Below are 12,404 nucleotides of genomic sequence, written 5' to 3' on the forward strand. Positions count from 1 at the left end.
ACGGGCGCCGCGGTCGTCACGGTCACCGAAGGAACGGCCACCACGGTCGTCACGGTCACGGTTGAAGCCACCGGAACGGCCACCACGGTCATCGCGGTTGAAGCCACCGGAACGGGCGCCGCGGTCGTCACGGTCACCGAAGGAACGGCCACCACGGTCGTCACGGTCACGGTTGAAGCCACCGGAACGGCCACCACGGTCATCGCGGTCACGGTCACGGCCGAAGGCCGGACGCTCGGTGCGCGCCTCGCGGTACGACGGCGTGCGCTCCTCGGCCTGCGGCGCGGCGGCCGGAGCCGGCGCCTCGGTGGCCGGGGTCTCCGCAGCGGCCTCGTCGCCCGCCTCGGCGGCCGGGGCCTCGTCCTCGATGCCCAGCTCGGCCCGCTCGCGGGCGGCCCGCGCGGCCAGGCGGTCGGCCTCCTCGCGCAGCTCGGTGGTGCGGCGCTGCGCGCGCTCCAGCTGGCGGGTCATGTCGGCGAGCTCGCGCTCGGCGGCACCGGCGATGCCGGCCGCGCTCTCGGCCTGGACCTCGATCAGCGAACGGGCGCCGGTGATCTTGGCGACCTCGGCGTCGAAGGCGTGGTCGAGGATGTGGCGCGAGGCGTCGACGCCCGCGTCCTCCATCAGGCGGAAGACGCCGCGGCGCTGGTGCGGCAGCACCAGGGTGACGACGGCGCCGGAGCGCCCGGCCCGGGCGGTGCGGCCGGAGCGGTGCAGGTAGTCCTTGTGGTCGCCGGCCGGGTCCACGTTGAGGACCAGGTCGATGCCGTCGACGTGGATGCCGCGGGCGGCGACGTCGGTGGCGACGACGACGTTGACGTAGCCGTCCTTGAAGTCGCCGAGGACGCGGGTACGGGCGCCCTGGGTCATCCCGCCGTGCAGCGCGTCGGCCTTCACGCCGGCCTCGATGAGCTGCTCGGCGACGCGGTCGGCGCCCATCTGGGTGCGGACGAAGATGATCGTGCGGCCCTTGCGGGCGGCGATCGCGTTGGTGATCGGCGCCTTGTCCTTGGGCTTCACCACGAGGATGTGGTGGGTCATGGTGGTGACCGCGCCGGCCGACGGGTCGACCTCGTGGGTGACCGGGTTCTTCAGGTAGCGCTTGACCAGAGTGTCGATCTCGTTCTCCAGGGTGGCGGAGAACAGCAGGCGCTGGCCACCGGCCGGCACCTGGTCGAGGATCTCGGTGACCTCGGGCAGGAAGCCCATGTCGGCCATCTGGTCGGCCTCGTCGAGCACGACGGTCCGGACGTCGGCCAGCTTGGCGCTGCCGCGGTTCAGCAGGTCGCGCAGACGGCCGGGGGTGGCGACCAGGACGTCGACGCCGCGCTCCAGCGCGTAGATCTGGTTCGACATCGAGGTGCCGCCGCAGACGACCTTGAGCTTGAGGCCGAGCACCGAGCCGAACGGCTCCAGGGCGTCGGCCACCTGCATGGCCAGCTCGCGGGTCGGGACGAGGATCAGGCCGCGCGGGTGCTTGGGCTTGGTGCGCTCGCCGTCGGCGAGGCGGGTCAGCAGCGGCAGGCCGAAGCTGAGGGTCTTGCCGGAGCCGGTGCGGCCACGGCCCAGCACGTCCTTGCCGGCCAGGGCGTCCGGGATGGTCGCGGCCTGGATCGGGAACGGGGTGGTGACACCGCGCTTGGCGAGGGCGCGCACGACGTCGTCGTGCAGGCCCAGGTCGCCGAAGGTGATGGTGGGCTCGGCGGCCTCGACGGCCTCCTCGGCCTCGACGGCGTCGGCGTTCAGCTCGACGTCGGCGTCGGCGTCGGTGGGCTCGACGGCCTCGACGGCGTCGGTGAGGGTGTCGGCGGTGTCGGTGACATCGGCGGCGGCCTCGCTCGCGGGCATGGCGAAGCGGGCGTCGTCAACGAGAGACATGTAAAACCTTCCGGAAGTGGCACGCGCCAAAGTCCGGGGGTTCTGTTTCACAACCGCCTCTATGCGGTCAGCCACGGATCGCCGGAACGCGCCAAGGGCGCCAGATGGGAATAGGGCGCCAGTCAAATGAATCAAACGAACGATCTACCACCATAGACGAACCTCGGGATCAGAGGCAAATGCCCTGGCCAGCCCGCTAATGCCCACCCGCATGCGGGCTCGGGGCCGAGGAACCGGAGTTGCCGGCCGAGGGCTCCGTGGTCGGTGGGACGGTCGCGGCGGGTGAGCTGTGCTCGGGCTCGGGGGACGTCGAGGAGTGGCTGCTCGGCGTGGCCGACGGCGTGCCCGCCGTGCCGCCGGAGCGGCCCTCACCGGTGCCGCCCGCCCCGCCCGCGCCCCCGGTGCCCGCCGCACCACCGGTACCGGCCGACGCACCGCCGCCCGGCCGGGGCGCGGGGCTGGCACTCACGCCCCCCGCCGAACCGTTCGCGCCGGTGCCGGCCGGCGCGGCGTCCACGGCGGGCGCCCCCGGCACCGGGACCACGCCGGCGGCCGCGCCGTTCGCGCCGGGTGCCACCTCGCCCGCCGCCGCAGCCGTCACCCCGGCCGGCGCGTTCTCGCTCTGCAAGCCCCCCGAACGCTCCGGGCGCCCGGACGCACTCCCCGGATGCGCGCCGCTCGGCGAGGCCGACGGCCCGCTCGTCACCCCCGGCTTGCCCGCCGGACCGGCCTGCCCGACCGGCGCCACCCCGTGCTTCACCTCCGCCTCAGGACCGACCGACATGCACCCCGTCAACCCCAGCCCGGCCACCGCCAGCACCGAAGCCGTACGCACCACCGCCCGAACCGCCCGCACCGAAGCCACCGAGATCCCTCTCCACCGCCCCACCCGGGCCGCCCACTGCTCGCGCGGCCGCTTTTCGGTGCCCAACGCGCGCCCGCCCCGACGGGACACGGGCAGCGCGCCAGGAAGCGTCCGGGCCGCATCCGCCACAGCCCGCCGAACCGGCAGGCGAGCAGACCGGCAGGCGAGCAGACCGGCAGACGGGCAGACCGGCAGACGCTCAGCCCCAGAACGCCGAGGCCAGCCCCGCCCCCGCGTACACCGCGGCCAGCCCCGCCACCACGCTGCCCGCCACGTTCGCCAGCGCGTACCGCCCCGCCCCGGTCTCGACCAGCCGCAGCGTCTCGTACGAGAAGGTCGAGTACGTGGTCAGCGCCCCGCACAGCCCCGTCCCCAGCAGCACCTGGACGTGCGGGGACGCGGCCCCCGCCGCCACCGCCCCGGTCACCAGGCCGAGCACCAGGCAGCCGACCACGTTCACCGCGAACGTCCCCCAGGGGAACACCGAGTCGTGCCGGGCCTGCACGGCCCGGTCGGTCAGGTACCGCAGCGGCGCGCCGACCACCGCGCCCGCCACCACCAGCAGCCAGTTCACCCCGAAGCCTCTTCCCGCCCCACGTACCTGACCACTTCGCAGCGGTCCAGCAGCACCAGACCCTCCGCCACCAGCCCGTCCAACTGCGGCAGGAACGCCCGCACCCGCTCCTCCTCGTCCACGATCACCACCGCCACCGGCAGGTCCTCGCTCAGCGACAGCAGCCGCGCCGTGTGCACCAGCGACGACGCCCCGAACCCCTCGATCCCGCGGAACACGCTCGCCCCGGCCAGCCCCGCCGCCCGCGCCCGGTGCACGATCTCGCTGTACAGCGGCCGGTGGTGCCAGCGGTCGTTCTCCCCCACCAACACGGTCAGCCGCAGCGCCGGCCCGCTCAACCTGCTCACCGCACGCCCCCGCGGGCGATCAGACGGCGCGTCAGCGCGGCCGCCGCCCACACCGCGCCGAGCGCACCCAGCAGCGTCAGCCCCAGGTACGCCAGCCCGAGCCCGAGCCGCCCCTCCTCCACCAGCCGCCGGATGTCCACCGCGTACGTCGAGAAGGTGGTGAAGCCGCCCAGCACCCCGGTGCCGAAGAACGGCCGCAGCAGCGGGTGCGCCGGACGCCCCTCGGTGATCACCACCAGGAAGACCCCGATCACCGCGCACCCGACCACGTTGATCAGCAGCGTCGTCCACGGGAACGCCGCCGGCCCGTTCGCCCAGGCCAGCCCGGCGCCGTACCGGGCCACCGCCCCGATCGCCCCGCCCACCGCGATCACCGCCACGGCCGGCCCCTGCCCGCGCCACACCGGCGGCCGTCTCCGGGCGGCCGTCCCGTCGCCCACCGGCCGGGTCCGCGCCGGGCCGTCCACCGTGCCGTCCGAGGTCGCCATAACCCCATCAAACACCGGCTTCCGCCGTCTGGCACAGCGTCACTCCAGACCCGACAATGAACCGGTGGAGATGACCCGGGAAGAGTTCGAGACGCTGGTCAGCGACGCCCTCGACCAGATTCCCCCGCAGCTCGCGGCCATGATGGACAACGTCGCCGTCTTCGTCGAGGACGAGCCCGACCCCGCCGACCCGGAACTCCTCGGCCTCTACGAGGGCACCCCGCTCACCGAACGCGGCGAGTGGTACGCGGGCGTCCTGCCCGACCGGATCCTCATCTACCGCGGCCCCACCCTCCGGCACTGCGAGACCCACGACCAGGTCGTCGCCGAAGTCCGCACCACGGTCATCCACGAGGTCGCCCACCACTTCGGCTTCGACGACCACGAACTCGACGAACTCGGCTGGTCCTGACCCCCGCCCCGGGCGGCCCTCGGACGGCCCCCACCCACCCGGCCGAAACCCGTTTTGGCGATCCGCCCTGCATCCCATATGCTTCTCGACGTCCCCGAACGCTGGAAACAGCGGGACAGGCCGCAAGCCCTCATCGTCTAGTGGCCCAGGACGCCGCCCTTTCAAGGCGGTAGCACGGGTTCGAATCCCGTTGGGGGCACGCAGTACCGTAGTAAAAAGCAGTGCCGCAAGACCTTAGTGGGAAACCACTACAAGGTCCCGTGGAGCAGTTGGTTAGCTCGCCACCCTGTCAAGGTGGAGGTCGCGGGTTCAAGTCCCGTCGGGATCGCTCGTCTCGCAAGAGACGGTGTAGTACGGCCAGGTAGCTCAGTTGGTACGAGCGTCCGCCTGAAAAGCGGAAGGTCGCCGGTTCGACCCCGGCCCTGGCCACAGATCGGAAGCCCCGCAGCGTGATCGCTGCGGGGCTTCCGCCGTCCCGGGGGTCGGACGCCGACTACGCTGGCTGCCGGATACCGGTGGATTCGGTTCGGGAGGCGTCGCACTCATGACCCCGGAACACTTCGAGCTCCTGGAAGAAGCCCGCAGGAGCCTGCCCGACGGCTTCAAGGTGGAGCTCTCCGGCGACACCATCACCATGATGGTGAGCCCCTCGGGGATCCACCAGCGCAACCTGCTGGTGGTGCGCCGGCAGTTCGACGCCCACACCCCGGCCGGGCTGCTGCCGAGCGAGAACACCGATCTGGTCTCGCCCAACGTCGGCAAGAGCCGCAATCCCGACCTGACGTACCTTCCGGACGACGCGCTGGCCACCACCGACAACCAGGTGCCCGCCGAGCTGGCCGCGATCGCGGTCGAGCTGGTCTCGCCCTCCAACCCCGAGAACGACTGGGTCGGGAAGGTGCGGGACTACCCGCTGATGGGGATCCCGCTGTACCTCCTGGTCGACGCGCGGGAGAAGACCGTCACCCTCTTCAGCAGGCCGGACGGCACCCGGTACCACCGGCGCGAGGACATCGCGTTCGGCGAGACGCTGCGCGTTCCGGAGCCCTTCGGGTTCGAGCTGGTCACCGGCGACCTGCTGCCCTACTGATCCCGGGCGGCTCCCCCTCGGGTCAGCGCGCCCGGCGGCCGGGTGAGCTGACCCGAGGGGGAGGTGGGCCGGTCGCGCGGGCGGCGCCGAGGCCGCACAGCGCCGGGCGGGTTCAGTAGGAGCGGAACCAGCTGGCGTCGGTGCCCAGCACGGAGCCGTCCGCCGCGTAGTACGTGAACGTGCGGGCCTGGGCGCCCGGCTTCTTGGCGATCGCGTACCAGTGCGTCGGGGAGTCGCCGAGGGCGACCGGCACCGACGCGCTGACGCCGCCGGTGTCCCAGGTGACCACGACCTTCGCGACCTGGGGCCGGACCCCGGCGATCACCACCGGTGAGGCGCCCAGCTCCCCGCCCTTGAGCCCGAGCATCGTCCCCCCTCCGGAGGTGGCCCGGTCGATGATCGCCCCGTCCGGCGTCCCCGGGGCGGGGGTGTCGTGCATCGCGTCGTCGACCTGGCGCTGCCCGTCCACGGTGGCGTAGAGGTTCACCAGGTCCACGTCCGGGTGCCAGCTCCGGTCGATGTCCGCCCGGGTGGTCTCCGGCAGTTGCGGGATGGCCGCGTGCCGGTCCGCCCAGATCAGCCGGGCCTGGCGGAGGGCGTCCTCCTTGGTGGCGGCCGCCGGCCAGAACGCGGCCCACGCCTGCCACTGCCTGCCGTTCGTGGTGCCCTGGCCGACCACGACCCGGACCGGGGTGAACGGATCCCGCGCGGGAGCGGTCGGTGTCGTGGCGGTGCCCGCGGTGCCTGCGGTGCCTGCGGCGGCCTCGGCGGTGGTGACGGTCCGGGCGTCCGCCACCACCGCCCCCGCGTCGGCCGCGTCTCCCGGCCCCCGCCCGAGCCCGAGCCCGCCGAGTGCCGTCCCCCCGACGACGGCCGCCGCGACCAGCGCCGCCACCGCCCCGCTGGTCAGCAGCCGCCGGCGCCGCAGCCGGCGCCGCCCCCCGGCAACCAGCCGGTCGTACGGGACGGCCCCGATCTCGACGCTTCCGGCCAGCTCGCCCAGGACCCGCGCCGCCGAGGCCTCGGACCCCGCCCCGGCCCTGTCCTCGCCGTCCACGTTCCCCATGGCCCCCACGTTGCCCTCGTTGCTCATCTTCCGCCTCCGATGCTCGCCAGCCCGTTGAGTGAGGAGGCCTCCCGCAGCTTGGCCAGGCCCCTGGCCGCCTGGCTCTTCACCGTCCCGACCGAGCAGCCCATCGCCGCGGCGGTCTGGGTCTCGGTGAGGTCCTCCCAGTACCGCAGCACGACGGCCTGCCGCTGCCGGGGCGGCAGCGTGCCGAGGGCCGTGAGCAGCGCCGCCCGTTCGTCCAGCCGCGCGTAGCCGTCGGGGCCCTCGGGTGCGGCCCGGTCGGGGACGGCGGTGACCAGTTCCTCGGCCGCTCGGCGGCGGAACCGGCGGGCGTGCTCGTTGATCAGGATCCGGCGCACGTAGGCGTGCGGGTCGTCGGCCGCCCGGACCCGGCTCCAGGCGACGTACGCCCGCTCCAGGGCCTGCTGGACCAGGTCCTCGGCGGTGTGCCGGTCCCCCGCGAGCAGGTACGCCGTCCTGAGCAGCCGCGTCCACGCGCTGCCGGTGAACGCGCGGAACTCCTCGTCCCTCGCGGTCTTCTGGGCTCCCATGAGCACCTCCTCAACCCCCAGAGCCCGAAACCGCCGCGAACCGTTGCCTGGCCCGGCCCGAAGCCGCCCGGCCCGACGTCACCGGCACCCGGACCCGCCGTTCGCGCTCGGCCGCCGGGGGCTGTGACACTGGAGAGGCTCGAAAACCGAGGTGCGCGCCGCCGTGCCTCCTTGCGAACCTAGAGGGATGCCCGCAGTGAGTTCTCCCGCAGTCCAGTCCGCCCCCGCACCCGCCGAGGGTTCCGGTATCGGTGAGCTGGCCGCCCGCCTGCCCGAGCTGACCCTGCGCGACCAGGTGCGGATCGGGCGCCGACTGGAGGGGGCCCGTCGGGTCCGCAAGCCCGAGGCCCGGCAGAAGGTCGCCGCCCAGATCGCCGCCGACATCGACCGCGCCGAGCTGCTGGTCGAGCAGCGCCGCGGTGCCGTCCCGCCGATCAGCTATCCCGCCGAGCTGCCGGTCAGCCAGAAGAAGGACGAGATCCTGGCGGCCATCCGGGACCACCAGGTGGTGATCGTCGCGGGTGAGACCGGCTCCGGCAAGACCACCCAGATCCCGAAGATCTGTCTGGAGCTGGGCCGCGGCGTGCGCGGTCTGGTCGGCCACACCCAGCCGCGCCGGATCGCCGCCCGTACGGTCGCCGAGCGGGTCGCGGAGGAGCTGCGCAGCCCGCTGGGCGAGGCGGTCGGCTGGAAGGTCCGGTTCACCGACCAGGTCGGCCAGGACACCCTGGTCAAGCTGATGACGGACGGCATCCTGCTCGCGGAGATCCAGACCGACCGCGAACTGCTCCAGTACGACACCCTGATCATCGACGAGGCGCACGAACGCAGCCTCAACATCGACTTCATCCTCGGCTACGTCAAGCAGTTGCTCCCGCGCCGCCCGGACCTCAAGGTCGTGATCACCTCCGCGACCATCGACCCGCAGCGCTTCGCCCGGCACTTCGACGACGCCCCGATCATCGAGGTCTCCGGCCGCACCTACCCGGTGGAGGTCCGCTACCGCCCGCTCGTCGACGACCTGGACGAGGACGACGACGCGACGGACGCCGACCGCGACCGGGACCAGATCCAGGCGATCTGCGAAGCGGCCCAGGAGCTCCAGGCCGAGGGCCCGGGCGACATCCTGGTCTTCCTCTCCGGCGAGCGCGAGATCCGCGACACCGCCGATGCCCTGGACAAGCTGAAACTCAAGTCCACCGAGGTCCTGCCGCTGTACGCCCGGCTGAGCTCGGCCGAGCAGCACCGGGTGTTCCAGCGCTCCGGCAGCCGCCGGATCGTCCTCGCCACCAACGTCGCCGAGACCAGCCTCACCGTCCCCGGCATCAAGTACGTGATCGACCCGGGCACCGCCCGGATCTCCCGCTACAGCCACCGCACCAAGGTGCAGCGGCTGCCGATCGAGGCGATCAGCCAGGCCAGCGCCAACCAGCGCAAGGGCCGCTGCGGCCGCACCTCCGACGGCATCTGCATCCGGCTGTACTCGGAGGAGGACTTCCTCTCCCGCCCCGAGTTCACCGACGCCGAGATCCTGCGCACCAACCTGGCCTCGGTGATCCTGCAGATGACGGCGGCGGGCCTCGGCGACATCGCCGCCTTCCCGTTCCTGGACCCGCCGGACTCCCGCAACATCAAGGACGGCGTGCACCTGCTGCACGAGCTGGGCGCGCTGGACCCGGACGAGAAGGACCCGCGCAAGCGCCTCACCGCGCTCGGCCGCCAGCTGGCCCAGCTCCCGGTGGACCCGCGGATGGCCCGGATGGTGCTGGAGGCCGACAAGAACGGCTGCGTGCGCGACGTGATGGTGATCGCCGCCGCGCTGTCCATCCAGGACCCGCGCGAGCGCCCCGCCGAGAAGCGCCAGGCCGCCGACGAGCGGCACCGCCGGTTCAACTCGGAGACCTCCGACTTCCTGTCCTACCTGGCGATGTGGCGCTACGTCCGGGAGCAGCAGCGCGAGCTGTCCTCCTCGGCCTTCCGCCGGATGTGCAAGGCGGAGTTCCTCAACTACCTGCGGATACGGGAGTGGCAGGACATCTACACCCAGCTGCGCACGGTCGCCAAGCAGTTGGGCGTCACCATCGAGGAGCCGCACGAGGACGCCGAGCCGGACGCCGACCGGATCCACCAGTCGCTGCTGGCCGGCCTGCTCTCCCACATCGGCCTGTTCGACGTGGAGAAGCGCGAGTACGGCGGCGCGCGCGGCGCCCGGTTCGCGGTGTTCCCGGGCTCGGGCCTGTTCAAGAAGCCGCCGCGCTGGGTGATGTCGGCCGAGCTGGTGGAGACGTCCCGGCTGTGGGCGCGGATCAACGCCAAGATCGAGCCGGAGTGGGTGGAGCCGCTGGCCGGCCACCTGATCAAGCGGACGTACAGCGAGCCGCACTGGGAGAAGAAGGCCGGAGCCGTCCTGGCGTACGAGCGGGTGACGCTCTACGGGATGCCGGTCGTCGCCCAGCGCAAGGTCAACTACGGCCGGATCGACCCGGAGCTGTGCCGCGAGCTGTTCATCCGCAACGCGCTGGTCGAGGGCGACTGGGAGACCCACCACCGGTTCTTCGCCGAGAACCGCAAGCTGCTCGGCGAGGTCGAGGAGCTGGAGAACCGGGCCCGGCGCCGGGACATCATGGTCGACGACCAGACCCTGTTCGAGTTCTACGACGCCCGGCTGCCGGAGGACGTGGTCTCCACCCGGCACTTCGACTCCTGGTGGAAGAAGGCCCGGCACGAGCAGCCGGACCTGCTCAACTTCGAGAAGTCGATGCTGATCAACGACTCCGCGGACGGCGTCACGGAGGCCGACTACCCGGACCACTGGCAGCAGGGCAAGCTGCGCTTCCAGCTGACCTACCAGTTCGAACCGGGCAGCGACGCGGACGGCGTGACCGTCCACATCCCGCTGCCGGTGCTCAACCAGGTCACCGCGGAGGGCTTCGACTGGCAGATCCCGGGCCTGCGGACGGAGCTGGTCACCGCGTACATCAAGTCGCTGCCGAAGGCGATCCGGCGCAACTTCGTGCCGGCGCCGGACTTCGCGAAGGCGGCGCTGCGCGCGGTGGAGGACCGCCAGGAGCCGCTGCTGCCGTCCCTGGAGCACGCCCTCAAGCGCCTGACGGCCATCACCGTGCCGCCGGAGGCCTGGGACGACGAGCGGGTGCCGGACCACCTCAAGGTGACCTTCCGGGTGGTGGACGGCCGCCGCAAGCTCGCCGAGTCCAAGGACCTGGAGGAGCTGCGGCTGCGACTCAAGCCGAAGCTCAAGGAGACGCTGTCCTCGGCGGCCTCCGGCCAGGGCATCGAGCAGGGCGGGCTGACCGCCTGGCCGGGCGGCCTGCCCGTGCTCCAGCGCACCTTCGAGCAGCGCTCGCGCGGCCACTCGCTGCGCGCCTACCCGGCCCTGGTGGACGAGGGGGCGTCGGTCGGCGTGAAGCTGTTCGACACCCCGCAGGCGCAGACGCGGTCGATGTGGGAGGGCACCCGCCGGCTGCTGATGCTGACCACCACCTCCCCGGCCAAGTCGATCCAGGGCCGGCTGGGCAACCAGGCGAAGCTGGCGCTCTCGCACAACCCGCACGGCTCGGTGAACGCCCTCTTCGAGGACGTGGTGGCCTGTGCGACGGACCGGCTGATGACCCTGGCCGGCGGACCGGCCTGGGACGAGGCGGCCTTCGGCACGCTGCACGACAAGGTGCGGGCGGACCTGTACGACCTGTCCGCGGACACCACGCTGAAGACGGCCACCGCACTGATCGCCTTCCACAAGGCCTCGACCCGGCTGAAGTCGGTGAGCAGCCCGGTGCTGCTGAACGCGGTGAACGACATCCGGCTGCACCTGGCCTCCCTGGTGCACCCGGGCTTCGTCACGGACACCGGCTGGCAGCGGCTGCCGGACCTCAAGCGCTACCTGCTGGCGGTGGACCGCCGGCTGGAGGCGCTGCCCAACCACCCGCAGCGGGACGCCCAGCAGTTGCTGAAGGTCCAGCAGGTGCAGCGGGAGTACGGGGAGCTGCTGGCGGCGGTGCCGGCCGGTCGGCAGCCGTCCGCGGAGGTGCTGGCGATCCGCTGGATGATCGAGGAGTTGCGGGTCAGCTTCTTCGCCCAGTCGCTGGGCACGCCGAGCCCGGTGTCGGAGAAGCGGATCACCAAGGCGATGGAGGCCGCCAGGGCCACGCTCTGAGCTGGGCGGCGGCCTCCTCGGGGGCCCTCAGGTGCCAGTTCGACCTGGGGGCCCACCATGGGCTACGATCTGTCTTGTTCGCAGCGCGGCAAGCGAGTGAACGAGATCAGAAAACTCTGGTCCCGTGGAGCAGTTGGTTAGCTCGCCACCCTGTCAAGGTGGAGGTCGCGGGTTCAAGTCCCGTCGGGATCGCCGCAGTGCGAGAGGCCCGGAACCGTCAGGTTCCGGGCCTCTCGCTTTTGGCGTCCGGTGTTTATCCCGGACCAGGTCCAGACCACAAGTGACAGACGGTGTGACGGTCGTCACTTATCTTTTCCCGAGAACACCCCCGCACCACCCCCACCAAGACCTCACTAATTTAATATGTAAAATTGTACAGCCATTAACTGTAAATCCCCCCCGCATCATGCGCATCGAATCGTTATCCGGAGTTCAGCATTCCGTACGTTGTGCCGAGTACCCGGACACCGCGAGCGGGCATGGCAAAGGGGCCGCTTACCGGACCCGGCGGAGTCCGGTAAGCGGCCCCTTTAAAGAGCCTTCGGCCTATCAGGCCTCAGTGCGCTGAGCGGGAATCCCGGCCAGCAGAGCGCGCACCTCCGCCTCGCGGTAACGGCGGTGACCGCCGAGCGTGCGAATGGACGTCAGCTTGCCCGCCTTGGCCCAACGAGTGACCGTCTTCGGGTCCACGCGGAACATGGTGGCGACCTCTGCCGGCGTCAGCAGGGGCTCAGCATCAGGGGTACGAGCGGTCATGAGCGGCCTCCTCGGGAGAACCGAACCAGGGCGGTTCTATCCTTCAAATTCTGCACCTTGGCCCGCGATGCCCGAAATGGCATAGACGGGCCGAGTCGGTTATAGGACGAACGGCTTGTCCTGGTGTCTACAACTACACCATCCGTCCAGCCCTATCGACCAAACCGCCAAAATTGACCCCTCACGGGTTCAAGAGCGAC

The 12,404-nt window shown here is 71.8% G+C and carries 11 protein-coding genes and 4 tRNA genes; 7 read left to right on the forward strand and 8 right to left on the reverse strand.

The genetic code is table 11. The features are described from left to right. The 5 genes from AB0O82_RS08200 to crcB (AB0O82_RS08220) all read right to left on the reverse strand — a co-directional run. On the reverse strand, positions 1–1,878 hold a 1,878-nt coding region (locus AB0O82_RS08200; RefSeq protein WP_363581393.1), incomplete at its 3' end, for a DEAD/DEAH box helicase. Between the two features lie 196 nt (positions 1,879–2,074). Continuing rightward, entirely contained in the window at positions 2,075–2,506 is a 432-nt protein-coding gene (locus tag AB0O82_RS08205; protein WP_363581395.1) for a hypothetical protein, read from the reverse strand. A gap of 436 nt (positions 2,507–2,942) precedes the next feature. Continuing rightward, complete coding sequence (gene crcB / locus AB0O82_RS08210; protein ID WP_363581397.1) at positions 2,943–3,317, reverse strand: fluoride efflux transporter CrcB; 375 nt, start codon at positions 3,315–3,317, stop codon at positions 2,943–2,945. Beyond that, complete coding sequence (locus AB0O82_RS08215; protein WP_363581399.1) at positions 3,314–3,664, reverse strand: DUF190 domain-containing protein; 351 nt, start codon at positions 3,662–3,664, stop codon at positions 3,314–3,316. Before AB0O82_RS08215 ends, crcB (AB0O82_RS08210) begins: the two co-directional genes overlap by 4 nt. After that, positions 3,661–4,152, reverse strand: a complete 492-nt coding sequence (gene crcB / locus AB0O82_RS08220; protein ID WP_363581401.1) for a fluoride efflux transporter CrcB — start codon at positions 4,150–4,152, stop codon at positions 3,661–3,663. The genes AB0O82_RS08215 and crcB (AB0O82_RS08220) overlap by 4 nt, the downstream gene beginning before the upstream one ends. A 70-nt stretch (positions 4,153–4,222) precedes the next feature. Between crcB (AB0O82_RS08220) and AB0O82_RS08225 the strand changes: the two genes are divergently transcribed. From AB0O82_RS08225 to AB0O82_RS08245, 5 genes are all read left to right on the forward strand, one after another. Further along, positions 4,223–4,564: a metallopeptidase family protein gene (locus AB0O82_RS08225; protein WP_350880588.1), complete on the forward strand. Its 342-nt coding sequence runs from the start codon at positions 4,223–4,225 to the stop codon at positions 4,562–4,564. Between the two features lie 126 nt (positions 4,565–4,690). After that, positions 4,691–4,763, forward strand: a tRNA-Glu gene (locus tag AB0O82_RS08230). Between the two features lie 55 nt (positions 4,764–4,818). Continuing rightward, positions 4,819–4,892, forward strand: a tRNA-Asp gene (locus tag AB0O82_RS08235). A gap of 27 nt (positions 4,893–4,919) precedes the next feature. Then, positions 4,920–4,993: transfer RNA gene (locus AB0O82_RS08240), tRNA-Phe, on the forward strand. A 115-nt stretch (positions 4,994–5,108) separates the two neighbouring features. Further along, complete coding sequence (locus tag AB0O82_RS08245) at positions 5,109–5,654, forward strand: Uma2 family endonuclease (protein ID WP_363581403.1); 546 nt, start codon at positions 5,109–5,111, stop codon at positions 5,652–5,654. A gap of 112 nt (positions 5,655–5,766) precedes the next feature. On the opposite strand, the gene AB0O82_RS08250 is transcribed toward AB0O82_RS08245, so the two are convergent. Then, positions 5,767–6,747, reverse strand: coding sequence for a hypothetical protein (locus tag AB0O82_RS08250; protein WP_363581405.1), 981 nt, complete (start codon positions 6,745–6,747; stop codon positions 5,767–5,769). Then, the gene (locus AB0O82_RS08255; protein ID WP_363376868.1) at positions 6,744–7,274 is read right to left on the reverse strand and encodes a SigE family RNA polymerase sigma factor; all 531 of its coding nucleotides are present in this window, start codon (positions 7,272–7,274) and stop codon (positions 6,744–6,746) included. The genes AB0O82_RS08250 and AB0O82_RS08255 overlap by 4 nt, the downstream gene beginning before the upstream one ends. A gap of 187 nt (positions 7,275–7,461) precedes the next feature. On the opposite strand from AB0O82_RS08255, the gene hrpA reads away from it, so the two are divergent. Continuing rightward, the gene (gene hrpA / locus AB0O82_RS08260) at positions 7,462–11,448 is read left to right on the forward strand and encodes an ATP-dependent RNA helicase HrpA (protein WP_363581407.1); all 3,987 of its coding nucleotides are present in this window, start codon (positions 7,462–7,464) and stop codon (positions 11,446–11,448) included. A gap of 118 nt (positions 11,449–11,566) precedes the next feature. Beyond that, positions 11,567–11,640, forward strand: a tRNA-Asp gene (locus AB0O82_RS08265). A 357-nt stretch (positions 11,641–11,997) separates the two neighbouring features. On the opposite strand, the gene bldC is transcribed toward AB0O82_RS08265, so the two are convergent. Beyond that, a complete protein-coding gene (gene bldC, locus AB0O82_RS08270) occupies positions 11,998–12,204 on the reverse strand; it encodes a developmental transcriptional regulator BldC (protein ID WP_014137253.1) in 207 nt (68 codons plus the stop codon). Between the last annotated feature and the right edge of the window lie 200 nt (positions 12,205–12,404).

This window comes from Kitasatospora sp. NPDC088264, from assembly GCF_040685715.1.
GTDB lineage: Bacteria > Actinomycetota > Actinomycetes > Streptomycetales > Streptomycetaceae > Kitasatospora.

What these genes read in the sequence shown, in the direction of transcription:
- AB0O82_RS08245 (WP_363581403.1), top strand. Translation starts at nt 5,109, where the DNA reads ATGACCCCGGAACACTTCGAGCTCCTGGAAGAAGCCCGCAGGAGCCTG.
- hrpA (WP_363581407.1), top strand. Translation starts at nt 7,462, where the DNA reads ATGCCCGCAGTGAGTTCTCCCGCAGTCCAGTCCGCCCCCGCACCCGCC.
- AB0O82_RS08225 (WP_350880588.1), top strand. Translation starts at nt 4,223, where the DNA reads ATGACCCGGGAAGAGTTCGAGACGCTGGTCAGCGACGCCCTCGACCAG.
- bldC (WP_014137253.1), bottom strand. Translation starts at nt 12,204, where the DNA reads ATGACCGCTCGTACCCCTGATGCTGAGCCCCTGCTGACGCCGGCAGAG.
- AB0O82_RS08250 (WP_363581405.1), bottom strand. Translation starts at nt 6,747, where the DNA reads ATGAGCAACGAGGGCAACGTGGGGGCCATGGGGAACGTGGACGGCGAG.
- crcB (WP_363581401.1), bottom strand. Translation starts at nt 4,152, where the DNA reads ATGGCGACCTCGGACGGCACGGTGGACGGCCCGGCGCGGACCCGGCCG.
- AB0O82_RS08255 (WP_363376868.1), bottom strand. Translation starts at nt 7,274, where the DNA reads ATGGGAGCCCAGAAGACCGCGAGGGACGAGGAGTTCCGCGCGTTCACC.